The following is a 23,120-nucleotide window of genomic DNA, read 5'->3' as shown; positions in this document are numbered from 1 at the left end:
AACCCCTGATATGCCGCTTTCTTCGCAGTTACAGCAGCACTGGCAGACCGTTTGCGAACGCCTGCCTGAGTCGTTACCCGCGTCATCGTTAAGCGAGCAGGCGAAAAGCGTGCTCACGTTCAGTGATTTTGTGCAGGAGAGCGTCAGCGCCAACCCGGACTGGCTGGCAGAGCTGGAAAGCGCGCCGCCGCAGGCTGACGAGTGGCGGCATTATGCTGGCTGGCTGCAAACCGCGCTGGCAGAGGTGGCAGACGAAGCCACGCTGATGCGCGTACTGCGTCAGTTCCGCCGCCGGGTGATGGTACGCATTGCCTGGGCGCAGGCGCTGGAGCTGGTGAGCGAAGAGAGTACCTTGCAGCAGTTGAGCGAGCTGGCGCAGACGTTGATTGTCGCCGCGCGGGACTGGCTCTACGCCGCCTGCTGTAAAGAGTGGGGCACGCCGTGCAGCGAAGACGGGGTTCCGCAACCGCTGTTGATTCTGGGGATGGGCAAGCTGGGCGGCTGCGAGCTCAATTTCTCCTCAGACATCGATCTGATTTTTGCCTGGCCGGAGAACGGCTCCACGCGCGGCGGTCGTCGCGAGCTGGACAACGCCCAGTTCTTTACTCGCCTGGGGCAGCGGCTGATTAAGGCACTGGATCAGCCCACCCAGGATGGTTTTGTCTACCGCGTGGATATGCGTTTGCGTCCGTTTGGCGACAGCGGTCCGCTGGTGCTGAGCTTTGCCGCGCTGGAAGATTATTACCAGGAGCAGGGTCGCGACTGGGAGCGTTACGCGATGGTCAAAGCGCGGATCATGGGTGACAGCGACGATGCCTGGGCCAACGAGCTGCGCGCCATGCTGCGCCCGTTTGTGTTCCGCCGCTACATCGACTTCAGCGTGATCCAGTCCCTGCGAAATATGAAAGGGATGATTGCCCGCGAGGTGCGTCGCCGTGGCCTGAAAGACAACATCAAGCTCGGCGCGGGCGGTATTCGTGAGATCGAATTTATCGTCCAGGTCTTCCAGCTAATACGCGGCGGGCGTGAACCTTCTCTGCAATCCCGCTCGCTGCTGCCGACCCTGAGCGCTATCGAACAGCTGCATCTGCTGCCGGAAGGCGATGCGCAAACGCTGCGTGACTCTTATCTCTTCCTGCGTCGTCTGGAAAATTTGCTGCAAAGTATCAACGACGAACAGACCCAGACGTTACCGGGCGACGAGCTGAACCGGGCGCGTCTGGCCTGGGGGATGCGGGTGGATGACTGGGCGGCGCTGACGGAACGGCTGGAAGCGCATATGGCGGGCGTGCGCCGCATCTTTAACGATCTGATCGGCGACGACGAAAGTGAATCGCAGGACGATGCGCTCTCCGAGCACTGGCGCGAGCTGTGGCAGGACGCGCTCCAGGAAGATGACACCACGCCGGTGCTGGCGCACTTAAGCGACGATGCCCGCCATCGCGTGGTGGCGCTGATTGCCGATTTCCGCTTCGAACTGAACAAACGCGCCATTGGCCCGCGCGGTCGTCAGGTGCTGGATCATCTGATGCCGCATCTGCTGAGCGATGTCTGCTCCCGCGAGGATGCGCCGGTGCCGCTGTCGCGCATGATGCCGCTGCTGAGCGGGATCGTCACGCGTACCACTTACCTTGAGCTGTTAAGCGAGTTTCCCGGCGCGCTGAAGCACCTGATTTCCCTCTGCGCCGCCTCGCCGATGGTGGCGAACAAGCTGGCGCGTTATCCGCTGCTGCTGGACGAACTGCTCGACCCGAATACGCTGTATCAGCCTACGGCGACGGATGCCTACCGCGACGAGCTGCGTCAGTATCTGCTGCGCGTACCGGAAGAGGACGAAGAGCAACAGCTTGAGGCGCTGCGTCAGTTTAAGCAGGCGCAGATGCTGCGCGTGGCGGCGGCAGATATCGCCGGTACCCTGCCGGTAATGAAAGTGAGCGATCACTTAACCTGGCTGGCGGAAGCGATCATCGACGCGGTTGTCCATCAGGCGTGGGTGCAGATGGTGGCCCGCTACGGGCAGCCGAAACACCTTGCAGAGCGCGAAGGCCGCGGTTTTGCGGTGGTGGGTTACGGCAAGCTGGGCGGCTGGGAGCTGGGCTACAGCTCCGATCTGGATCTGATTTTCCTCCACGACTGTCCGGCAGACGTCATGACCGACGGCGAACGTGAGATTGACGGGCGGCAGTTCTACCTGCGTCTGGCCCAGCGCATTATGCACCTGTTCAGCACCCGCACCTCATCCGGCATTCTGTATGAAGTGGATGCGCGTCTGCGCCCGTCCGGCGCGGCAGGCATGCTGGTCACCTCGACGGAGGCTTTCGCCGACTATCAGAAGAACGAAGCCTGGACGTGGGAGCATCAGGCGCTGGTGCGCGCCCGCGTGGTATACGGCGATCCGCAGCTCAAAACGCAGTTCGATGCGATCCGCAAGGCGGTCATGACGACCCCGCGCGAGGGCAGTACGCTGCAAACCGAAGTGCGGGAAATGCGGGAGAAGATGCGCGCGCACCTTGGCAACAAACATCGCGATCGCTTTGATATTAAAGCCGATGAAGGCGGCATTACCGATATCGAGTTTATCACTCAGTACCTGGTGCTGCTGCACGCGCACGATAAGCCGAAGCTGACCCGCTGGTCGGATAACGTGCGCATACTGGAACTGCTGGCGCAGAACGACATTATGGATGAGCAGGAGGCGCAGGCATTAACCCGCGCCTACACCACGCTGCGTGATGAGTTGCACCATCTGGCCTTACAGGAACAGCCGGGCCATGTGGCGCTGGACTGTTTCGCCGATGAACGCGCGCAGGTGACCACAAGCTGGCAGAAGTGGCTGGTGGAACCGTGCGTAACAAAACAAGTGTGATATTATCGCGCGCAAATTGTGAATCTTTCTGGAGTCAGGAATGAAAGTAACACTGCCAGAGTTTGAACGTGCTGGAGTTATGGTTGTCGGTGATGTGATGCTGGATCGCTACTGGTATGGGCCGACCAGCCGTATCTCTCCGGAAGCGCCGGTGCCGGTAGTTAAGGTCGACACCATTGAAGAGCGTCCAGGCGGCGCGGCAAACGTGGCGATGAACATAGCCTCGCTGGGCGCGCATTCGCGTCTGGTGGGCCTGACCGGCATTGACGATGCGGCGCGCGCCCTGAGTCAGTCGCTGGCGGACGTGAACGTGAAGTGCGACTTCGTTTCTGTTCCGACCCACCCAACCATCACCAAGCTGCGCGTCCTGTCGCGTAACCAGCAGCTGATCCGCCTCGATTTCGAAGAAGGATTCGAAGGCGTTGATCCTGAGCCGCTGCACGAGCGTATTAGCCAGGCGCTGGGCAATATCGGCGCGCTGGTGCTGTCTGATTATGCCAAAGGCGCGCTGGCGAGCGTGCAGACCATGATCCAGCTGGCGCGTAAAGCCAGCGTACCGGTGCTGATCGATCCGAAAGGCACCGATTTTGAGCGCTATCGCGGCGCAACCCTGCTGACGCCAAACCTCTCTGAATTCGAAGCGGTGGCGGGCAAGTGCAAAACTGAAGAAGAGCTGGTTGAGCGCGGCATGAAAATCATCGCTGATTTCGAGCTGTCTGCGCTGCTGGTGACCCGTTCCGAGCAGGGCATGACGCTGCTGCAACCGGGCAAGGCGCCGCTGCATATGCCAACCCAGGCGCAGGAAGTGTACGACGTGACCGGTGCCGGTGATACGGTGATTGGCGTGCTGGCGGCGACGCTGGCGGCGGGTAACTCCCTGGAAGAAGCATGCTACTTCGCGAACGCCGCGGCGGGCGTGGTCGTTGGTAAACTCGGGACCTCCACCGTTTCGCCAATCGAGCTGGAAAACGCGGTGCGTGGGCGTGCGGATACCGGCTTTGGCGTCATGACCGAAGACGAGCTGAAAGTGGCCGTTGCTGCCGCGCGCAAACGCGGTGAAAAAGTAGTGATGACTAACGGTGTGTTCGACATCCTGCATGCGGGTCATGTCTCGTATCTGGCGAATGCGCGCAAGCTGGGCGATCGCCTGATTGTGGCGGTCAACAGCGATGCTTCAACCAAACGTCTGAAGGGTGAAACGCGTCCGGTGAACCCGCTGGAGCAGCGCATGATAGTGCTCGGCGCGCTGGAAGCGGTGGACTGGGTGGTCTCATTTGAAGAAGACACCCCGCAGCGCCTGATTGCCGGGATCCTGCCTGACCTGCTGGTGAAGGGCGGTGATTACAAACCAGAGCAAATCGCAGGTAGCGAAGAGGTCTGGGCAAATGGTGGTGAAGTGATGGTGCTCAACTTTGAGGACGGGTGTTCAACCACCAACATCATTAAGAAGATCCAGAAAGACAGTCAGTAAAAAACGGGCCAACAGGCCCGTTTTTTTATGTCGGATGGCGGCTGCGCCTTACCCGACCTACGCGTTCATCCAGGCCCGGTAAGGCGTAGCCGCCACCGGGCACAGCAGGCCGCACTTATGCCTGGTCATCCACCGGTGGAATAGCTGGCGCTGGCTTCACTTCTTCCGGCGCATTGCGGCTCTCCAGCTCGCTCAGACGCTGTTCCAGCAGCGCCAGTTTCTCGCGGGTGCGCAGCAGCACCTGAGTCTGCACATCAAACTCTTCGCGGCTGACTAAATCAAGGCGAACCAACTGTGCCTGCAACGTCTGGCGGATTTTCTTCTCAACGTCATCACCAAACTCACGAATACCTTTCGGCATGGACTCATGAACCTGACGCGCGATCTGCTCAATTTTCTTTGGGTCAATCATTGTCGTTTCCCTTGATGAAAAGGTGTTAGTGCCTATTGTAGCGCGTCATGCCGTGGGTTAAACAAAATTGTTTGAAGCTTATGCATTGCCCAGGGTAATCAATAGCGTTATAGTTATCTCGCTTATTCTCAGGGCGGGGCGAAATTCCCCACCGGCGGTAAATCAGCTTAACGCTGAAAGCCCGCGAGCGCTTTGGGTGAATTCTCAAAGGTCAGCAGATCCGGTGTAATTCCGGGGCCGACGGTTAGAGTCCGGATGGGAGAGAGTAACGATCCAGTCGGGCATGGCCCGCTCACGTTATTTTTTTGCCGCTAGTACGGCGCTCCTAAGACTGCCCTGATTCTGGTAACCATAAAGTTAATGAGGTTTTTTTACCATGAATCAGACGCTACTTTCCTCTTTTGGCACTTCAACTCAACGTGTTGAACATGCACTGGATGCACTGCGCGAAGGCCGCGGTGTGATGGTGCTTGACGATGAAAACCGTGAAAACGAAGGCGACATGATTTTTGCCGCCGAGAACATGACCGTTGAGCAGATGGCGCTGACCATCCGTCACGGTAGCGGCATCGTATGCCTGTGCATCACCGAAGACCGTCGCAAGCAGCTTGATCTGCCGATGATGGTTGAAAACAACACCAGCGCCTTTGGTACCGGCTTCACCGTGACCATTGAAGCAGCGCATGGCGTAACCACCGGTGTGTCGGCGGCTGACCGCCTGACTACCGTGCGTGCAGCGATTGCTGATGGTGCGAAACCATCCGATCTGCACCGCCCTGGTCACGTCTTCCCGCTGCGCGCGCAGCCGGGCGGCGTGCTGACCCGTGGTGGTCATACCGAAGCGACCATCGATCTGGTGACGCTGGCTGGCTTCAAACCCGCAGGCGTGCTGTGCGAACTGACCAACGATGATGGCACCATGGCGCGCGCGCCGGAGTGCATCACCTTTGCGCGACTGCACAATATGCCAGTGGTGACGATTGAAGATCTGGTTGAGTACCGCCGGGCGCACGAGCGCAAAGCCAGCTGAACATGCTGATGTGAAAAAGCCGGGGAAACCCGGCTTTTTTGTTTCTAGTGGTAGTTAATTTTGAACAGTACCACGGTTTCAAACGGCCCGGACTGAATCGCTTTCCCTTCTTCCCGTGAAAGTTCAGCCGTGTAGTTTTGCTCAACATTCATCGTATCGCCCGTAAAATCGGCGTACTCCTTGTACTGGTTGAAGGTGTAAGGCTCCGTTCCGTTAAGAATACGCAGCTTTAACCCATTCCCTATCAGTACCGCGGTGTCGTCTGCGCTAAGCGTTTCGGTTGTGTAAAACGACGAGTCCATCTTAAATCCGTCCGAGCATTGGGCATCCTGCACTTTGGTGGTTCGTATTGAAAACGTGCGCATACGCGTCTGCTGATTCACAATGTCGCGCGCGCTGAAGGCGCCGAAGTCGATCTCCTGATTTTCAGGGAAAATGCTAAACGTCGCTCCACAATCAAGCACCGTAATGTTTTGCAGTCCGTTGATGTGATACTTGAGGTTCTTCGCGTCGGCCATCTGATTAACGCCACCCTTACCGTCAAACTGCACAACGATGTAATCGCTGAGCGAACTGATATAACCATGTGGCGGCATAGCCTTAATTCGCACGAAAAGTCGTAATCGGGCGACGAACGTGCGTGAAATATGGATATCATCCGGATTGCCGGAGCAGATGCGATTCTCCCAACCCATCTGGCGGATTTGATCCGCGGTGTAAATGGTGATGTTATCGTTGTCCAGGCACTGGCGGGTATCCACGCCGTTGGGCTGGCCCGTGGCATCGTAATCTATGCCTTCATAGGTGACGCCCAGTTCATAATAGGGATCGGTTGCGGCAGGATAAGGGTTCACCCATGCAAAGACATCTTCCAGCTCAAAATTGCTCGTGACGTTGTTATCACACGTCACCGGAATTTTAATGTCATCAGACTCCCATATTTTTTGGCCAACCTGTGCGTTGCTGGGTATGGCAAAAGGGGTGATCGTTTTTGTCTCCTCGACGGGGCCGCCAGATCCACCCAGATAGCAGTTAAGCGCCAGCGCGTCTTTCAAAGGCAGCGCTGAAAGCAGCAGGGTAACCAGCAAACTAGCGAGCTTTCGCATCTTTATCGATTTTCCGTTCGGTAAGTTTACATTGCGCCGTTCCGGTGCACTGCACGTCGACTTTTTTTAGGGCGCCGTAATCGTCGATATAGCCGATACTGTAATAACTACCGTGGTAATCACCGGTAGAGGCGGTTGCCGTGGCGAAAGGCGCAATCATCAGACTGTCGAAACCCGGCAGCATGGTTTTGGCATTTTTGCTCAGCCACGCCAGCGTGATGTAGTACGGCGTAGGGTTGTGGATCGTGAGTCCTTTCGCGCTGGCGGTAATTTCCATTCGCATTTCAGTCAGTTCGCCAGATTTTTTGCGAATCGCTTCCGGACGCCAGAACAGCTTAATTCGGCTCTGCATGGCAACCTGCATCACGCTGCGCTCCTCGCTGGCGCTGGTGCTTTTTGGCGGTACTTCACGCAGGTTGAAATAAAACAGCGATTCCCTGTCTTTTGGCAGCTGGCGGGTAGCGGCTTGTTTAACAATTCTTACCTGCGACGAGGCGCCTGCTTCGATACGTTGAATGGGGGGAAGCGCCATAAAGTGCGCATCTTCTTTATGCCCCTTTTCATCTTCAATCCAGGAGAGCGCCAGATAAGGCAGCGCCTTGCTCTGGTTGTCCACTTTCAGGCTGCTGGCTTTGTCGCTTTCTGGAAAAACAATGCGGGTGCGGTCCAGGTTAATGGCCGCGTGGGCGGTAAATGCTGTGCTGATTAGCATCAGGCACAGGCTTTTAATCGGCGTTAATTTCATGATGATTTCTTACTGACACGGCAGTATCAACTGCATGCTGTTTTCTAAGTGAGAAGGTAACGAGAAGCGACACTGTTGGTTGTCACCCCATGTCACGCGAAACTGCTGTTCTGGCTCAACGGCGCCCAGCCAGACGTGGCCTTCATCGGCCACCATCCCAACCTGCAAATCGCTTTCTTCCAGGCGAACAATCGCCCCGAGCGGTGGCGTTCCTGATGACATCCGCAGAACACCTGCCACGTCCCGACCTGCACGCGTGGCAATCTGACGAAAACCAATGGCCCCCTCAGTCCAGGTTGAGGTCACGACGCGGTTGTCCACGTCCACGCCATCCGGAAGGTTGTTCATATTGATCTGCACGCTGGAGGGGGAATAGCTGGAGAATGACGGTAAAACGCCGATGCCAAAACGGTTGGTCTCATCTCGCGACATGTTCAGCGGGATATTGCCTACCCCGTCGGTGCTGACCATTACGCGGGGTTCATTACCGTAGCTGCGCCGGTGCAGCGCGGCGCCTTTCACCGTTGAGGTGAAGGAACCGCTCCAGCTTGCGCTGAGGGAGTTATATTCGTCAGCTTTATAGCTGCCGGAGAGATTAAGATCGCCGTACGCAGAATAATGCTGATAATTCCCGCTGAACTGCGCCCCGGAGTCTGGCTTCCCGCTCTCCGCGCCCGCGGAAACGCCCCAGGTGTTATTGCGATCCGACGTGTCGTACCACGACACGTTATGGCTCAGCGTGTCGCGGTTACGCAGGTCATAGTTAAGTCGATGATCGGGATCGAGCGGTACGCTGAGCGAGAGATAGAACTGAGTATCGTCACTTTCGTCTTTCTCATCGTAATGCGTTTTACTCCAGGACAGGGTTACGCCAAGGTTCTTCCAGCGGCCCATATCAAAGTTGTAGCCCGCCGTGATACTGCCGGTCGTGGAGGGTGAATCATTCCACCATGTCTGACGCAGCATATTGACGTACAGGTTCAGGGATAACGCCGAAATGTACTGGCTTGCCGTCACGCTCAGGGTTTGTTTTTCCGACTGGCGGTCACCGTCGTCATAATCAAGGTAGCGGGCGTAGCTCAAAAACTGTGGATCTGAGTAGCGGTAGCTGGCGAGCGTAAGCTGACTGCCGGTGGTATCGAAACGCTTGCTGTAGTTAATGCGATAGCTGTAACCCGTCTGGCTGCGCTGGTGTGGCAGCTGGCTGGTGGCCTGCGTGACGTCAAAAGAGAGCGCCCCCAGCCAGGCCATATTCTGGCCGATCCCGGCAGCGAGGGAACGATAGCGGTCGCCATCGGCCAGCGTACCGCCATACAGGGAGGTGTGCGACAGCATGCCCCAGGAAAATTCGCCGCTCATGAAGGCGTTATCTTCAACGTCATGGGAGGCGCCCTGGCGCGCTTTACCCGCCGCGAGCTTGTAGCGCACCTGACCCTTGCGCGTTAAAAATGGTACGGATTCGGCCGAGACCTGAAAGGTGCTGACGCGTCCATCCTCTTCCGTGACTTTGACGTCCAGCGTGCCCTGAACCGACTGGTTAAGATCCTGAATAACAAAAGGACCTGGCGGCACTTTACTCTGGTAAATCACGCGATCGGCAAGGCTTACGGTTACCGTGGCGTTGGTTTGAGCTATCCCGGTAATCTGCGGGGCATAGCCGCGCAGCGACCATGGCAGCATACGTTCATCGCTGATTAGCGATGCGCCGGTGTAGGTAAAGGCGTCAAAAATTGCGGACTGGAAATCCGTTTCACCCAACGTCAATTTCGCACCGATCGAGGGCAGAGGGCGGAACATATACACGCGTGAAAAACGTCCATTATGCTCCGAGCCTGCGTCAGTATGGCTTTGCGTGTACTGGTAATCGCTGCGTAGCCGCCACGCGCCCATGTTTGCACCGGCGGTGCCATAGGTATTGGCGTTGTCATTGTTGCTGCCGCTATTGGGCTGATAATGGCTGGCAAAAAGATTGTAATCCAGCAGTACGCCCGGCACGCCGATGTCCCAGGTGGATGGCGGCATCCAGTCAACCGCACGGTATTGCAGCCACGCCTGGGGGATGGTTACTTTCAGGGTCTGGCTGCCTTGCTCAAAAGTAAATCGGATGTCGGGTCTGGCGGAGAAATCAACGCATCCCTCTTTCTCAGGCAAAGCGTGGCGAACGTCATCCTGCAACGCAAAGGTATCGACCAGCTCGGGGGGAATACAGACCTGAACGGCGTTATTTATTTCTCGCCAGCGAAGCTGCCAACCATTTGCCAGCGGAATATCATTGACGGCAACCGTAACGAAATAGCTTCCCGGCGTAACCGATATTTGATCTTTAAACAGTGATAAATCGACGCTGCCGCGCTGATCTTTATCGATGGCGTTTATATTAAACTCGGTGGCAGAGGCAACTTTCGTCATTAACAGGGACGCAATGATGATTATCCATTGTAATTTGTATGTCATCATCCTGTTACTCGAGTAAATAGAGAGTGCCGACCGGTATGAATTACCAGTCGGCTGGTGCCGTGACGTAACAGAATTATTTGTACATCAGGACGTAGTTAGCCGTGGCTTCAACCTGGCCTGCCGTCGCAGTTTTACCTGTAGGGACTTCCATAACCGCTTTGAAATGCAGCGTCTGGGTGGTTGAACCCGCCAGCAACTCAACCTCGTTGGCCTCTCCCAGCGTGATAGCAGACTCCGCGTTATCCAGCAGACGCACCCCCACGTTCTGCGCACCGCTTGCATAGGTGTTGCTCATCAGGCTGGTATCCGCCGCGTCTGTCGCTGCGCTGGTAAAGGTCACATCCACTTTGGTAATTGGCGTGTCGGTCTCGTCTGCCGGATCGTCAAGCTGGCAGTTTTCCAGATTGATATCGACCGGTACCGGGGTAGATTTTTTGTTGGCGTTGATAACAGCCGTGGTCACTTCACCCAGATCGACTTCTTTATCAACGCTGTCTGGTGCGATACTGCACGGTGCGTCAATAACAATACCTTTGAATTTGATTTTTCCTGAGCCTTGATCTTCAGCAAAAGCAGAACCCGATACAATGACTGCCATAGCCGTCGCTAACAGTAGTTTTTTACCCATATACATGAAAATATCCTTTTTCAGAGTGATTCATAATGTGAATATTAATTTCAGAATACTCGCGAAGTATACGAATTGGGGTGGGGAGACGCGATTAACATGACTTAAATATATTTTTAGATGGTTTTAATTAATATTTGCAGGCTATCTTAAGAGGCGTGGTTTTCGGGATTTTAACAGGTCTATATTTTTCAGGTTATTATAGGTGAAATATATAGGATTGTTTTTTTGAATAATATATAGCCTCCGTATAAAACGGAGGCATAAATTCTTAGCCAATACCGGCCGTTTGCAGCAGTACCAGACTCATCCCCATCACTGACATTCCACACAGTACGCCGTAGCTGGGGTTATTGTTGGGATCGATCTCTTTCGCCAGCGGCATCAGCTCATCGACAGAGAGCGCGACCATAATCCCGGCCACGGCAGCCATAATTGCAGCCATCACAATCGGGGAGACGAGACTACCGAGGATCAGCCACGCCAGCACGCCGCCGAGAATTTCAGCCATCCCGGAGATACCCGCCCAAAAGACCGCCGTACGTTTTGAACCCGTGGCGGCATAAACGGGCCCGGCAACGGCAAGTCCTTCAGGAATATTGTGCAAAGCCACGGCCAGCGCCACACCAAAACCCATTTCCAGGTTGCTGCTGGCCGTGACATAGGTGGCGATACCTTCCGGAAAGTTATGCAGGCTGATACCCAGCGTCAGCAGAATGGCCGTGCGTTTGATATTGCCCGGGATGGGGGTAACGCTTTTTTGCATTAAATCCTGCGGGTGCGCGTGAGGAAGAATACGGTCGAGCGCAAAATAACCCAGCAGTCCAATGATAAACATGCCATAGCCCAGAACAGGCGACATACCTTCGGTGTGAAGCGCGGCGGGCAGCATCTCCATCAGCGAGATAAGCAGCATGATCCCGGCGGCGAAACCCAGCGAGAAGGCCAGAAGGCGATTAGAGGGTTTTTGCCCGAGTACCCCGAGGAACGCACCGATAAAGGTTGCGGCGCCCGCGAGTAAGGTCAAAATCAACGGTACTGACATGCATTCTCCTTAAGCGATATCTGACATTCAAATTTCCTGATGATGATCTTCACGGTTATCTGCGTTCATCTTCACCTGAATGCGCGTAATGTAGGCCCATCACATTGACACCTTCTCTAAGGATATCACCATGTCTTCTTCTCGTATGCCAGCACTGTTTTTAGGCCATGGCAGCCCAATGAACGTCCTGGAAGATAACGTCTATACCCGTGCCTGGCGTCAGCTGGGTGAGTCGTTACCGCGTCCGAAGGCAATTGTGGTGGTCTCTGCGCACTGGTTTACCCGGGGTACCGGTGTGACGGCCATGGAAGCGCCAAAAACGATTCATGATTTTGGCGGCTTTCCGCAGGCGCTGTATGACACGCATTATCCTGCTCCGGGCTCCCCCGAGCTGGCGCAGCGGCTCGTTGATCTGCTCGCCCCTGTTCCGGTTGCGCTGGACAAAGAAGCCTGGGGCTTTGACCACGGCTCATGGGGGGTGTTGATCAAAATGTATCCGGATGCCGATATCCCGATGGTGCAACTGAGTATCGACAGCACCAAACCGGCTGCCTGGCACATGGAGATGGGGCGTAAGCTGGCTTCGCTTCGTGATGAGGGCATCATGCTGATTGCCAGTGGCAACGTGGTACACAATCTGCGTACGGTACGCTGGCACGGTGAAAATACGCCGTACCCCTGGGCAACAGCCTTTAATGACTATGTAAAAGACAACCTGACCTGGCAAGGGCCGGCCGAACGACACCCTTTGGTGAACTATCTGGATCACGACGGCGGTTCGCTCTCTAACCCGACGCCGGAACACTTCTTGCCATTGCTGTATGTATTAGGCGCGTGGGATGGTCAGGAGGTTATTACAATCCCGGTCGACGGTATTGAGATGGGGAGCTTGAGTATGCTGTCGGTGCAGGTGGGGTAAAAACATGTCGGGTGGCGGCTTCGCCTTACCCGACCTACATATTGAGCGTAGGCCCGGTAAGCGTAGCGCCACCGGGCAAGTCTTACTCGACGAAAATATGCGGGTAGAAACGCGACAGATCCTGCGTAATCAGCGCGCGATCTTCGCGAATGCCAATCCCGGCAGGCTGATCGTTAATAAGCCAGCTGCCGATCAACGTATAGCTGTCGCCAAACTTCGGCAGTTGATAAAACGCCTGGACGATCATCCCTTCTTCACCGTACGGCCCTTCAACCGCTTCCAGCGTTTTACCGTTTTCGATAATCGAGACGTTTGCCCCTTCACGGGAGAAGATTGGCTTAACGACGTATTTCTCCATCGGTGGGAAATCATCTTCAGCAAAGTAAGCAGGCAGCAGGTTCGGGTGATTCGGGAACATCTCCCACAGCATCGGCAGCAGGGCTTTATTGGAGATAATGCTCTTCCAGGCCGGTTCCAGCCAGCGCACGCCGGCGTCTTCCAGTTTGGTAGAGAACATTTCCCGCAGCATGTATTCCCACGGATAGAGCTTGAACAGGTTGCTGATGACCTGATCCTGCATGTCCGTAAACTGACCTTTTTCACCTAAACCGATATCTTCGATATAGAGGAATTCCGTCGCCACTTCCGCTTCGGCTGCGCAGTCCTGCAAATACTGAACCGTACCGCGATCTTCTTCGGTATCGCGGCAGCAGGCGAGGTGCAACAGGTTGAAACCGTGCTGTTCACGCAGTTCGACGAAACGCTCAATCAGCTTTTCCTGAAGGCTGTTGAACTGGTCGCTGCCTTCGGGCAAGTTTCCGGCATTCGCCTGATCTTCCAGCCAGATCCACTGGAAGAACGCGGCTTCGTACAGAGAGGTTGGTGTATCCGCGTTGTTTTCTAAAAGCTTCGGTTCACCCACGCCATCCCATGCCAGATCGAGGCGAGAGTAGAGCGAAGGCTGGTTCGTTTTCCAGGACTGACGAACAAAACTCCAGGTGTGCTTCGGAATGCGGAATTTGGTCATCAGCTCATCGCTGTCGATGACTTTTTCTACTACCTTCAGGCACATCTGGTGCAGCTCTGCGGTTACCTCTTCAAGCTTTTCGACCTGAGCGAGCGTGAGCTTATAGTAAGCATCTTCACACCAGTACGGCTCGCCGTACATGGTGTGAAAGTTGAAACCGTATTCGGTGGCTTTTTCGCGCCAGTCCGGGCGCTCAACAATACTGACTCGTTCCATGATCAGCCGCCCATTGAGCGAGTTGAGGAGCCGGTCGCACTACGCTGCATGGTGGTTTGTTTGGCAACAGACTCACCAAAGCCGCCACGGGTAATGGTGCTGGTGGTGGCTGGTTTCGGCGCCATTGCGGTTTTCGGTACGGTCATCGTACGGCCTGGCGTTGCAGCACCGTAACCCTTGCCGGTGGCATCGGTGTATTTACCGTAGGCCGGGCTGTTCGGGTTTTTGGAGCTAAACAGCGGCTGCTGCTGGTAGCCCGCACCGCCGCTCATCAAACGGCCCATCATATAACCCGCCATCAGCGGCATCCAGAAGCTGCCGCCGGACTGTGCCTGCGCCTGGTTTTCCGGTGCCATACCCGCCTGAGCAGGTGCCTGCTGGCACTGGCCTTCACCGAATTCGGCTACACAGTCTTCGCGAGAGGCATATTTCGGCGCGGTACGTTCCGCTTCTTTGAGGGCGTTGTTATAGGCCGTCGTACACTCAGCGGCTTTACCGGTTGCGCTCGCGCAGTCGTCGGCGTTTTGATACAGCGAAACCGTTTCGTCGTTTTGCTCACAGCCTGCCAGCATAAAGACGGCGGTGACCGCCAGCGCGACAGGTGTCAGGTGGCGTGCGTTCCAGCTTTTGCGGAACGACGCGTGATTCATCGTTTTTGTCCGTTTCATATTTGTCTTCCAGGACCCAGTGGTAATAACGCTCAGGATAGAGGATGAGTGGTTGAAAATGAAGCGAAGAGGGGCGAAATGCGGGGGATCTTTACGTTGGCTTACGTTCAGGTGTGATTTTGCGCCGGGTGGCGCTGTGCTTACCCGGCCTACGGTTAAGTAGGCCCGATAAGCTCAGCGCCATCGGGCAAGGCTTAATGACGGAACGGATTCGTACCGCTGCTGGCAGTTGCGGTGCTACGCGCTGCCGCTGGCTGCGCAAGCGGGGCGCTGCTGTTAGGGGTGAAATTATCAACGGCGGCATCCTGCTGTGGATTTTCCGGCGCGACGCTGTCAGGCGACGTAGGGACCGGTTTGCCTAGCGTGCTGTTCAGCATTTGCAGATCCTGCTCGTTCAGCGTACCCAGCGCCTGCTTGATGTTCAGCTGGTTAATCAGATACTGATAACGTGCGCTGGAGAGCTGCTGTTTCGCGTTATACAGCGTGGTCGTTGCGTCTAACACGTCCACGATGGTACGCGTACCTACGGAGTAACCCGCTTCGTTCGCATCCAGTGAGCTCTGGGCAGAGACGACGGCCTGTTTATAGGCGTTGATGCTGCTGATAGAGGCATTTACGTTGTTGTAGGAAGAACGCACGGTCTGCACCACGTTGCGGTGTGCGCTTTCCAGCTGCTCGCTGGCACCCACAAAGTTGTACTGCGCCTGTTTAACCTGAGAGTTAACCATCCCGCCCTGGTACAGCGGCAGAGAGAAGCTGAGACCCACTTTGTTCTGGCCAACGTTGCTGTCGTCATAGGCCTGAGAGGTCGTTTTAGACCCGCTGTAGCTGGTGTCCGATACGCCGGTAGAGGCGCTCAGGCTCAGAGTTGGCAGGTGACCATCCTGTGCAAGACGGATCTGTTCGCGCGCCAGATCCTGGCTCAGGCGTGCCTGCAACAAGGTCAGGTTGCGGTTTTCCGCTTCTTTCAGCAGGGCGTTAACCGCCTGCGGTTTGTCCGTTTTGAAACTGTCCACGTTCAGAGAGGCCAGCTCAGGATAGTAGTTACCGGTGACCTGACGCAGTGCTTCCAGGGCGTTGTCGAGGTTGTTACGTGCGGTCACTTCGTTAGCCAGTACGGTATCGTACTGTGAACGGGCGTTCTGCACGTCAGTAATGGCGACCAGGCCCACGTTAAAACGCTGGGTGGTTTGATCTAACTGACGGTAAACCGCCTGTTTCTGCGCTTCGGTGTAGGAGAGGGCGTCAATCGCGCTCAGAACCTGGAAATAGGCGGTCGCGGTATTCAGGATCAGCGTCTGCTGATCGGTTTGATAGGTGACATCCTGAATGCCGGCGCTCTTTTCCTGCAAGCTCAGTTCCCGCCATTTGGACATGTCGAACAGGGTTTGTGTAAGCTGTAAAGAGGCGCTGGTGGCATTCGAATCGATGCCATTGTTATCGCGAAAACCGTTAGTGTAGGTATAATCTGCACCTAAGCCTAACTGCGGCAGCAGTGGACTACGTGCTTCGTTAATCTTTTCAAACGCAGCATCACGATCGGCCGCTGATTTACGTAAATCAGGGTTGCCCAGACGTGCCTGCTGGTAGACCTGTAACAGGTTTTCTGCCTGGCTCATTGCACTGAAGCCCGTCAGGCTCAGGCCGATAAGGATGGGGAGCAATTTCTTCATTTGCATTCCTTGTTGTGAAGCAGTATTAGCGCTGATCTAATTAAAAATAATTGCCGATTCTAACAGAATCATCCACACCAAAAGGTTGGCGTAACGTGCCATCTGGCGGTAATTTGCTCCAATCTACCATATAGCCATACAAACGGCAGCCAAACAGCCTTGAAATTCACAATTTCATCACCATTGCTACCAGGACTCGACCGATGCAAAAACCAGAAAACGTGCCTGTCACCTTCGCCAAAAACGATGTAGAAATTATTGCACGAGAAACGCTTTATAGCGGTTTTTTTTCAATGGAACTTTACCGTTTCAGGCATCGTCTGTTTAACGGTGAGATGAGCGGTGAAATCAAACGCGAAATTTTTGAGCGCGGGCATGCGGCTGTGTTGCTACCCTATGACCCAGTGCGTGATGAAGTGGTGCTGGTCGAACAGGTGCGTATTGCGGCTTATGATACCAGCGATACGCCGTGGTTGCTGGAGATGGTGGCCGGGATGATCGAAGAAGGTGAGTCGGTCGAAGACGTCGCTCGCCGTGAGGCGCTGGAAGAAGCGGGCCTGGCGATCGGCCGGACGAAACCGGTGTTGAGCTACCTGGCAAGCCCGGGTGGGACAACGGAACGTTCATCTATTATGGTGGGCGAAGTGGACGCCAAGACAGCGGAAGGGATCCACGGTCTGGCAGATGAAAACGAAGATATTCGGGTTCATGTGGTGAGTCGGGAGCAGGCTTACCAGTGGGTAGAAGAGGGGAAAATCGACAACGCAGCGTCTGTCATCGCCCTGCAATGGCTACAGCTGCATTATCAGACATTACGACACGAGTGGAAAAAATGAAGCGTTATACACCTGACTTCCCAGAAATGATGCGCCTGTGCGAAACCAATTTCGCCCAGCTGCGCCGCCTGCTGCCGCGAAACGACGCGCCCGGCGAAACGGTGAGCTATCAGGTGAGCAACGCGCAGTATCGGTTAACGATAACAGAATCAACGCGCTACACTACGCTGGTGGAGATTGAGCAAACGGCGCCGAGCATCAGCTACTGGAGCCTGCCGTCGATGACGGTACGTCTTTATCATGACGCGATGGTCGCTGAAGTGTGTTCAAGCCAGCAGATCTTTCGCTTTAAAGCGCGGTATGATTACCCGAATAAAAAGTTGCATCAACGCGACGAAAAGCATCAAATTAACCAGTTTTTAGCCGACTGGCTAAGATATTGTTTAGCACATGGAGCAATGGCGATTCCGGTTTGTTAGCGTCATAAACCTACCTAAGGACACCATTTGGAAAGCCTGTTGAACCTGACTGTTGCTGGTGGGGCGCCAGTCAGGATATTACAAATCACCGACACCCACCTTTTTGCCGAAAAGCATGAGACGCTTCTGGGCGTGAACACCTGGGAGAGTTATCAGGCGGTTCTTGACGCGATCCATGCTGAAAAGCGGCCATGCGATCTGATCGTCGCGACGGGCGATCTGGCGCAGGATCAATCCTCCGCAGCCTATCAGCATTTTGCTGAAGGGATTGCGAGCTTTAGCGTGCCTTGCGTCTGGCTACCGGGCAATCACGATTTTCAACCCGCTATGTACAGTTCGCTTCAGGATGCGGGGATTTCACCGGCAAAATGTGTCTTTGCGGGGGACCAGTGGCAAATTCTGCTCCTCGACAGTCAGGTGTTTGGCGTTCCGCACGGTGAGTTGAGCGACTATCAGCTTGACTGGCTGGAGACAAAACTGGCCGCCGAACCGAATCGCAATACGCTGCTGTTGCTGCATCATCACCCGCTGCCGGCGGGCTGTAGCTGGCTCGATCAGCACAGCTTACGCAACTCTGCGGCGCTGGACGGCGTACTGGCGAAATTTCCGCGCGTGAAAAATTTGCTGTGCGGGCACATTCACCAGGAACAGGATCTCGACTGGAATGGTCGCCGCCTGCTCGCGACGCCCTCTACCTGCGTGCAGTTTAAGCCGCACTGCGCCAACTTTACGCTGGATACCATCGCACCGGGCTGGCGTTGGCTGGAGCTGCATGCCGATGGCTCGCTGACCACCGAAGTTTGCCGTCTGACCGGGGCTCAATTCCGCCCGGATACCGCTTCGGAAGGCTATTGATGTCGACGCTTCTCTATCTGCATGGGTTTAACAGCTCACCGCGATCGGCGAAAGCGACGCAGCTTCGCCAGTGGCTAAGCGCGAATCATCCCCACGTGGAGATGATTATTCCGCAGTTGCCCCCTTATCCGGCGGATGCGGCAGAGATGCTGGAATCGATCGTGCTTGAACACGGCGGCGAATCGTTTGGCGTTGTCGGGTCGTCGCTCGGCGGCTACTACGCCACCTGGCTGTCGCAGTGCTTTATGTTACCCGCTGTCGTCGTCAACCCGGCGGTCCGGCCATTTGAGCTGTTAAGGGACTTTCTTGGCGAAAACGAGAACCCCTACACCGGCCAACAATATGTGCTAGAGTCACGCCATATTTACGATCTCAAAGTTATGCAGGTCGACCCGCTTGAAGCGCCCGATCTTATCTGGCTGCTGCAACAGACGGGAGATGAAGTGCTGGATTACCGCCAGGCAGTGGCGTATTACGCATCCTGCCGCCAGACTGTAGAAGAGGGCGGTAACCATGCTTTCACGGGCTTTGAAGATCATTTCACCCAGATTGTCGATTTTCTTGGACTGCACAGCCACTGACAATCAATGCGAATTGCTAGCTTAAATCATGACGCAAACCTATAACGCTGATGCCATTGAGGTACTCACCGGGCTTGAGCCGGTTCGCCGCCGCCCGGGGATGTACACCGATACGACGCGCCCAAACCACCTGGGCCAGGAAGTAATTGATAACAGTGTGGACGAAGCGCTGGCAGGCCATGCCAGACGCGTGGACGTTATCCTGCACGCCGATCAGTCGCTGGAAGTTATCGACGACGGCCGCGGCATGCCGGTAGATATCCACCCGGAAGAGGGTGTTCCCGCCGTTGAGCTGATCCTCTGTCGTCTGCACGCGGGCGGTAAGTTCTCCAACAAAAACTACCAGTTCTCCGGCGGCTTGCACGGCGTGGGGATCTCCGTGGTTAACGCCCTGTCAAAGCGCGTGGAAGTGAACGTCCGTCGCGACGGCCAGGTGTATAACATCGCGTTTGAAAACGGCGAAAAAGTGCAGGATTTGCAGGTCGTCGGGACGTGCGGTAAACGCAACACCGGCACCAGCGTCCATTTCTGGCCTGACGAAAGCTTCTTCGACAGCCCACGCTTTTCTGTTTCCCGTCTCACGCACCTGCTGAAAGCCAAAGCGGTGCTGTGCCCGGGCGTGGAAATCACCTTTAAAGACCATGTTAATAATACCGAACAAACCTGGTGCTACGCCGATGGTCTGAACGACTACCTGTGCGAAGCGGTTAACGGCCTGCCGACCCTGCCGGAAAAACCGTTCGTCGGGAATTTCGAAGGTGACACCGAAGCGGTGGACTGGGCGCTGCTGTGGCTGCCGGAAGGCGGTGAGCTGCTGACGGAAAGCTACGTCAACCTGATCCCAACGCTGCTCGGCGGGACGCACGTCAACGGCCTGCGTCAGGGGCTGCTGGATGCGATGCGCGAGTTCTGCGAATACCGCAACATTCTGCCGCGCGGCGTGAAGCTTTCCGCAGAAGATATCTGGGACCGCTGCGCCTACGTGCTCTCCGTGAAGATGCAGGATCCGCAGTTTGCCGGTCAGACTAAAGAGCGCCTGTCGTCACGCCAGTGCGCGGCGTTCGTCTCCGGCGTGGTGAAAGATGCGTTTACCCTGTGGCTGAACCAGAACGTTCAGGCCGCAGAAATGCTGGCTGAAATGGCGATCTCCAGCGCCCAGCGTCGCCTGCGCGCGGCGAAGAAAGTGGTGCGTAAAAAGCTGACCAGCGGCCCCGCGCTGCCGGGCAAGCTGGCGGACTGTACCGCCCAGGATCTCAACCGCACCGAGCTGTTCCTGGTGGAAGGGGACTCGGCAGGCGGATCGGCCAAGCAGGCGCGCGATCGTGAATATCAGGCGATCATGCCGCTCAAGGGTAAGATCCTCAACACCTGGGAGGTCTCGTCTGATGAAGTGCTGGCCTCGCAGGAAGTACACGATATCTCGGTCGCGATCGGCATCGATCCGGACAGCGACGATCTGAGCCAGCTGCGCTACGGCAAGATCTGTATCCTCGCGGATGCGGACTCCGATGGTCTGCACATCGCCACGCTGCTCTGTGCGCTGTTCGTGAAGCACTTCCGCACGCTGGTGAAAAACGGTCACGTCCACGTGGCGCTGCCGCCGCTGTACCGTATCGACCTTGGCAAAGAAGTCTACTATGCGCTGACGGAAGAAGAGAAAGCGGGCGTGCTGGAGCAGCTCAAACGCAAGAAGGGCAAACCGAACGTTCAGCGCTTTAAAGGGCTGGGCGAGATGAACCCGATGCAGCTGCGTGAAACCACGCTGGATCCGAACACCCGCCGTCTGGTGCAGCTGACCATCAGCGATGAAGACGAACAGCAAACCAACGCCGTGATGGACATGCTGCTGGCTAAGAAACGTTCTGAAGACCGACGTAACTGGCTACAGGAGAAAGGCGATATGGCGGATATAGAGGCCTGATGTCCCCTCACCCTAACCCTCTCCCACAGGGAGAGGATTAGGATCGTAGGCCCGGTAAGCGTTAGCGCCACCGGGCTTTTTTACGTCAAAACTCCATCTTCACCGTAAACTGCACTTCACGCGGGTCGCCAATCTGGTTGCCCAGGTTGTTGGTCGCAATCGACGACGTGTAGTAGGTCTTATCGAACAGATTCTTCACGTTCACCTGTAGCGTCACCGGATATTGCAGCTTCATTTTGTACGCCGCAAATGCATCCGCCACGAAATAGCCCGGCAGATAATAATCCGCACCGTTAGTTGCTGAACGACGGCTTACGCCGTGCCCGCCGCCGCCAATTGTCAGCGTATTCCCGGCAAACGCATTGTGAATATCGTACGTCAGGAACAGGGAGCCGGTATGGCGCGGTACGTTCGGCAGCGGTTTGCCCGCGTAGTCCGGGTCTTCCAGCACCTTCGCATCGGTATAGCCGTAGCTGGCGATAATGTTGGTGTTCTCGGTCAGCGATCCGGCGAGATCCACTTCGACACCCTGCGAGCGCACGCGGCCCGCGGTTTTGGCGACGGTTTCATCACCGACGCTTTCGGTGTACAGCACGTTGCGCTTGTGGATATCAAACAGCGCGATGTTGGCGGTAATGCCGTCGAACAGGTCGAATTTAGCGCCTATTTCATACGCGTTCGACGTTTCCGGCGGCAGGTCGCCGATGTAGCTCGCAATGGACGACTGCGGCATAAACGTCTGGGAATAGTTGGCAAACAGGGAGACTGCCGGCGTGAGCTTGTATACCAGGCCCAGCTTCGGCGTCCACTGGTCGTCGCGGCTGTCGGTGTTGACGTTAAACGGACGGCCTTTGCCCGCGTACTGGGTGTAATACTGGTAGCGCAGTCCGGCAACGGCGATCCATTTATCGGTCAGGTACAGCGCGTCCTGCGCGTAGGCGGAGTAGCTCTCCTGCTTGATGGTTTGATCGCTGTCGGCTGCCGAGACGGTGGTGCACTTGCCGAGGCTGCCGTAGCTCGGGTTGTAAATATTGAAATCCTTAACATTCTTACAACGGATCATGTCCGTGCGCAGCAGATCGTAATTTTCATACGACACGCCGGTCAGTATCTCATTGTAAAAGCCCGCGATGTCCACGTTCCCCTGCAAATCTGCCCGCGTCGTGTGCATACGCTGGGTCGAACCCTGGGTCGCATCCACGCGGCGGGTCAGGTTGCCGGTTTTTGAATCGTAGGCCATCACGCGAGCCTGGTTATCGCTGTACTTATCCTGGCTGTAGCTGTAGTCGAACTTCGCGGTCCACTGGCTGTTGAGCCGATACTCCGCGTTAAGCTGAGCGAGGTCGGACTGACCGTCGGTCACGTTAAATGGCTCATCAAAGCGGGTTTTGCGATCGACGTCGACGGCCTTTTTGGTGTTGAGATCGAAGATCGTTCCGCGATCGAACGGCGTTTTATAGTCGCGATGCGAATAGAGCACGGTCACGGTGGCATCATCGCCGAACCAGGTCAAAGACGGGGCGATAAAGGTGCTGCGTTCGGTGCCGAAATTACGCCAGTAATCCTCGTCCTGATACTCCCCCGTCAGGCGATAGGCCAGACGCGTACCTTCAATTGGACCGGTGACGTCAAACTGTCCGCTACCACCGCCAAAGCTGGTTGATGTGGCAGAAATCGAGCCGCCGAAGGTTTTCTCCGGGCGTTTGGTCACCACGTTAATCAGGCCGCCGGGGTCGAGAATACCGTAAAGGGTCGAGGCAGGGCCTTTTAGCACCTCCACGCGCTCGGTTGCGGCATTGAAGCTGCGCGGCAGCACGGTGCGCAGGCCGTTGGTCATGATCGAGCCATCGCGGTTTGCGCCGAAGCCACGGCGCACGAAGGCATCCTGCGTGCCGCCCAGGGTGTTGGTCTGCACCACGTTGCTGACGTTATACAGCGCCTCGTCTAGCGTGGTCGCGTTTTGGTCTTCCAGCACTTTATCGCTGACGGTATTGACCACCTGCGGGATGTCCAGCATCGGCATGTTGGTCAGCGTGGCGGTGGAGGTGTTCAGGGGCTGATAGCCGCTGGTGGCGTCGGTGGAAGCGTAAGGATCGGCAGTGACGGTAAGCGTCTCACCGTCTTTTGCTGCTGCGTGCACCAGAGGCGCCATGAACAGGAGTGAAAAGAGCGCGCGCCCTTTTACCCCGGCGAATGAAGGTGTGAACTTAGCCATTACATCTGTTTTCCCAAAATATCCTGCGAT

19 protein-coding genes and 1 riboswitch are annotated in these 23,120 nt (G+C 56.0%); of the genes, 9 read left to right on the top strand and 10 right to left on the bottom strand.

Features of this window, described 5'->3' with window-relative positions; translation table 11 throughout:
* The first annotated feature begins 10 nt into the window (after nucleotides 1-10).
* Both glnE and hldE read left to right on the top strand, forming a co-directional pair.
* Nucleotides 11-2,866 carry a bifunctional [glutamate--ammonia ligase]-adenylyl-L-tyrosine phosphorylase/[glutamate--ammonia-ligase] adenylyltransferase gene (glnE, locus tag FZF21_RS18650; protein ID WP_023304442.1) on the top strand — a complete coding sequence of 952 codons (2,856 nt, stop codon included), beginning with the start codon at nucleotides 11-13 and terminating at the stop codon, nucleotides 2,864-2,866.
* Nucleotides 2,867-2,906: 40 nt separating this feature from the next.
* Entirely contained in the window at nucleotides 2,907-4,337 is a 1,431-nt protein-coding gene (gene hldE / locus FZF21_RS18645) for a bifunctional D-glycero-beta-D-manno-heptose-7-phosphate kinase/D-glycero-beta-D-manno-heptose 1-phosphate adenylyltransferase HldE (RefSeq protein ID WP_015571898.1), read from the top strand.
* Nucleotides 4,338-4,452: 115 nt separating this feature from the next.
* Here the strand turns inward: hldE and ubiK are convergent, their stop codons facing one another.
* Nucleotides 4,453-4,749, bottom strand: a complete 297-nt coding sequence (gene ubiK, locus FZF21_RS18640) for a ubiquinone biosynthesis accessory factor UbiK (RefSeq protein ID WP_000566823.1) — start codon at nucleotides 4,747-4,749, stop codon at nucleotides 4,453-4,455.
* 120 nt (nucleotides 4,750-4,869) lie between these two features.
* Nucleotides 4,870-5,020, top strand: a riboswitch (FMN riboswitch).
* 105 nt (nucleotides 5,021-5,125) lie between these two features.
* On the opposite strand from ubiK, the gene ribB reads away from it, so the two are divergent.
* Entirely contained in the window at nucleotides 5,126-5,779 is a 654-nt protein-coding gene (gene ribB, locus FZF21_RS18635; RefSeq protein WP_015571897.1) for a 3,4-dihydroxy-2-butanone-4-phosphate synthase, read from the top strand.
* A 44-nt stretch (nucleotides 5,780-5,823) separates the two neighbouring features.
* Here ribB and FZF21_RS18630 read toward each other — a convergent pair whose 3' ends face one another.
* The 5 genes from FZF21_RS18630 to zupT all read right to left on the bottom strand — a co-directional run bounded on the left by FZF21_RS18630 (nucleotide 5,824) and on the right by zupT (nucleotide 11,760).
* On the bottom strand, nucleotides 5,824-6,885 hold the full coding sequence (locus FZF21_RS18630; RefSeq protein ID WP_047062692.1) for a hypothetical protein: 1,062 nt from the start codon (nucleotides 6,883-6,885) through the stop codon (nucleotides 5,824-5,826).
* Entirely contained in the window at nucleotides 6,869-7,630 is a 762-nt protein-coding gene (locus FZF21_RS18625) for a molecular chaperone (RefSeq protein WP_063946005.1), read from the bottom strand. Before FZF21_RS18625 ends, FZF21_RS18630 begins: the two co-directional genes overlap by 17 nt.
* Nucleotides 7,631-7,639: 9 nt before the next feature.
* Nucleotides 7,640-10,084, bottom strand: a complete 2,445-nt coding sequence (locus tag FZF21_RS18620) for a fimbria/pilus outer membrane usher protein (protein WP_063946004.1) — start codon at nucleotides 10,082-10,084, stop codon at nucleotides 7,640-7,642.
* 76 nt (nucleotides 10,085-10,160) lie between these two features.
* Nucleotides 10,161-10,721 (bottom strand): fimbrial protein, encoded by a 561-nt coding sequence (locus FZF21_RS18615; protein ID WP_047738241.1) that lies wholly within the window; start codon nucleotides 10,719-10,721, stop codon nucleotides 10,161-10,163.
* Between the two features lie 265 nt (nucleotides 10,722-10,986).
* Nucleotides 10,987-11,760: a zinc transporter ZupT gene (gene zupT, locus FZF21_RS18610; protein ID WP_015571892.1), complete on the bottom strand. Its 774-nt coding sequence runs from the start codon at nucleotides 11,758-11,760 to the stop codon at nucleotides 10,987-10,989.
* A gap of 130 nt (nucleotides 11,761-11,890) precedes the next feature.
* Between zupT and ygiD the strand changes: the two genes are divergently transcribed.
* The gene (gene ygiD, locus FZF21_RS18605; RefSeq protein WP_047738243.1) at nucleotides 11,891-12,679 is read left to right on the top strand and encodes a 4,5-DOPA dioxygenase extradiol; all 789 of its coding nucleotides are present in this window, start codon (nucleotides 11,891-11,893) and stop codon (nucleotides 12,677-12,679) included.
* Nucleotides 12,680-12,761: 82 nt separating this feature from the next.
* On the opposite strand, the gene FZF21_RS18600 is transcribed toward ygiD, so the two are convergent.
* From FZF21_RS18600 to tolC, 3 genes are all read right to left on the bottom strand, one after another.
* Nucleotides 12,762-13,922: a glutathionylspermidine synthase family protein gene (locus tag FZF21_RS18600; RefSeq protein WP_017384039.1), complete on the bottom strand. Its 1,161-nt coding sequence runs from the start codon at nucleotides 13,920-13,922 to the stop codon at nucleotides 12,762-12,764.
* A 2-nt stretch (nucleotides 13,923-13,924) separates the two neighbouring features.
* Nucleotides 13,925-14,590: a DUF1190 family protein gene (locus FZF21_RS18595; RefSeq protein WP_017384040.1), complete on the bottom strand. Its 666-nt coding sequence runs from the start codon at nucleotides 14,588-14,590 to the stop codon at nucleotides 13,925-13,927.
* A gap of 194 nt (nucleotides 14,591-14,784) precedes the next feature.
* Nucleotides 14,785-16,263, bottom strand: coding sequence for an outer membrane channel protein TolC (gene tolC / locus FZF21_RS18590; protein ID WP_149121178.1), 1,479 nt, complete (start codon nucleotides 16,261-16,263; stop codon nucleotides 14,785-14,787).
* A 203-nt stretch (nucleotides 16,264-16,466) separates the two neighbouring features.
* Between tolC and nudF the strand changes: the two genes are divergently transcribed.
* The 5 genes from nudF to parE are packed head-to-tail and all read left to right on the top strand — an operon-like array spanning nucleotide 16,467 to nucleotide 20,875.
* Complete coding sequence (gene nudF / locus FZF21_RS18585) at nucleotides 16,467-17,099, top strand: ADP-ribose diphosphatase (RefSeq protein ID WP_017384042.1); 633 nt, start codon at nucleotides 16,467-16,469, stop codon at nucleotides 17,097-17,099.
* Nucleotides 17,096-17,518 carry a DUF1249 family protein gene (locus FZF21_RS18580; RefSeq protein WP_003862516.1) on the top strand — a complete coding sequence of 141 codons (423 nt, stop codon included), beginning with the start codon at nucleotides 17,096-17,098 and terminating at the stop codon, nucleotides 17,516-17,518. Before nudF ends, FZF21_RS18580 begins: the two co-directional genes overlap by 4 nt.
* 27 nt (nucleotides 17,519-17,545) lie before the next feature.
* Complete coding sequence (gene cpdA / locus FZF21_RS18575) at nucleotides 17,546-18,373, top strand: 3',5'-cyclic-AMP phosphodiesterase (RefSeq protein ID WP_017384043.1); 828 nt, start codon at nucleotides 17,546-17,548, stop codon at nucleotides 18,371-18,373.
* The gene (gene yqiA, locus FZF21_RS18570) at nucleotides 18,373-18,954 is read left to right on the top strand and encodes an esterase YqiA (RefSeq protein WP_015571888.1); all 582 of its coding nucleotides are present in this window, start codon (nucleotides 18,373-18,375) and stop codon (nucleotides 18,952-18,954) included. The genes cpdA and yqiA overlap by 1 nt, the downstream gene beginning before the upstream one ends.
* 28 nt (nucleotides 18,955-18,982) lie before the next feature.
* Nucleotides 18,983-20,875 (top strand): DNA topoisomerase IV subunit B, encoded by a 1,893-nt coding sequence (parE, locus tag FZF21_RS18565; RefSeq protein ID WP_047738244.1) that lies wholly within the window; start codon nucleotides 18,983-18,985, stop codon nucleotides 20,873-20,875.
* 85 nt (nucleotides 20,876-20,960) lie between these two features.
* Here parE and FZF21_RS18560 read toward each other — a convergent pair whose 3' ends face one another.
* On the bottom strand, nucleotides 20,961-23,090 hold the full coding sequence (locus FZF21_RS18560) for a TonB-dependent siderophore receptor (protein ID WP_015571887.1): 2,130 nt from the start codon (nucleotides 23,088-23,090) through the stop codon (nucleotides 20,961-20,963).
* Nucleotides 23,091-23,120: the final 30 nt, after the last annotated feature.

The organism is Enterobacter sp. LU1 (genome assembly GCF_008271405.2).
Classification (GTDB): Bacteria; Pseudomonadota; Gammaproteobacteria; order Enterobacterales; family Enterobacteriaceae; genus Enterobacter; species Enterobacter hormaechei_C.
The sequence above is the reverse complement of the archived record's forward strand: the minus strand, read 5'-3'. Positions and strand labels throughout refer to the sequence as shown.

Bases quoted from the DNA above. Each gene is read 5' to 3' on its own strand.
- glnE (WP_023304442.1), top strand. From the start codon at position 11: ATGCCGCTTTCTTCGCAGTTACAGCAGCACTGGCAGACCGTTTGCGAA.
- hldE (WP_015571898.1), top strand. From the start codon at position 2,907: ATGAAAGTAACACTGCCAGAGTTTGAACGTGCTGGAGTTATGGTTGTC.
- ubiK (WP_000566823.1), bottom strand. From the start codon at position 4,749: ATGATTGACCCAAAGAAAATTGAGCAGATCGCGCGTCAGGTTCATGAG.
- ribB (WP_015571897.1), top strand. From the start codon at position 5,126: ATGAATCAGACGCTACTTTCCTCTTTTGGCACTTCAACTCAACGTGTT.
- FZF21_RS18630 (WP_047062692.1), bottom strand. From the start codon at position 6,885: ATGCGAAAGCTCGCTAGTTTGCTGGTTACCCTGCTGCTTTCAGCGCTG.
- FZF21_RS18625 (WP_063946005.1), bottom strand. From the start codon at position 7,630: ATGAAATTAACGCCGATTAAAAGCCTGTGCCTGATGCTAATCAGCACA.
- FZF21_RS18620 (WP_063946004.1), bottom strand. From the start codon at position 10,084: ATGACATACAAATTACAATGGATAATCATCATTGCGTCCCTGTTAATG.
- FZF21_RS18615 (WP_047738241.1), bottom strand. From the start codon at position 10,721: ATGTATATGGGTAAAAAACTACTGTTAGCGACGGCTATGGCAGTCATT.
- zupT (WP_015571892.1), bottom strand. From the start codon at position 11,760: ATGTCAGTACCGTTGATTTTGACCTTACTCGCGGGCGCCGCAACCTTT.
- ygiD (WP_047738243.1), top strand. From the start codon at position 11,891: ATGTCTTCTTCTCGTATGCCAGCACTGTTTTTAGGCCATGGCAGCCCA.
- FZF21_RS18600 (WP_017384039.1), bottom strand. From the start codon at position 13,922: ATGGAACGAGTCAGTATTGTTGAGCGCCCGGACTGGCGCGAAAAAGCC.
- FZF21_RS18595 (WP_017384040.1), bottom strand. From the start codon at position 14,590: ATGAAACGGACAAAAACGATGAATCACGCGTCGTTCCGCAAAAGCTGG.
- tolC (WP_149121178.1), bottom strand. From the start codon at position 16,263: ATGAAGAAATTGCTCCCCATCCTTATCGGCCTGAGCCTGACGGGCTTC.
- nudF (WP_017384042.1), top strand. From the start codon at position 16,467: ATGCAAAAACCAGAAAACGTGCCTGTCACCTTCGCCAAAAACGATGTA.
- FZF21_RS18580 (WP_003862516.1), top strand. From the start codon at position 17,096: ATGAAGCGTTATACACCTGACTTCCCAGAAATGATGCGCCTGTGCGAA.
- yqiA (WP_015571888.1), top strand. From the start codon at position 18,373: ATGTCGACGCTTCTCTATCTGCATGGGTTTAACAGCTCACCGCGATCG.
- parE (WP_047738244.1), top strand. From the start codon at position 18,983: ATGACGCAAACCTATAACGCTGATGCCATTGAGGTACTCACCGGGCTT.
- FZF21_RS18560 (WP_015571887.1), bottom strand. From the start codon at position 23,090: ATGGCTAAGTTCACACCTTCATTCGCCGGGGTAAAAGGGCGCGCGCTC.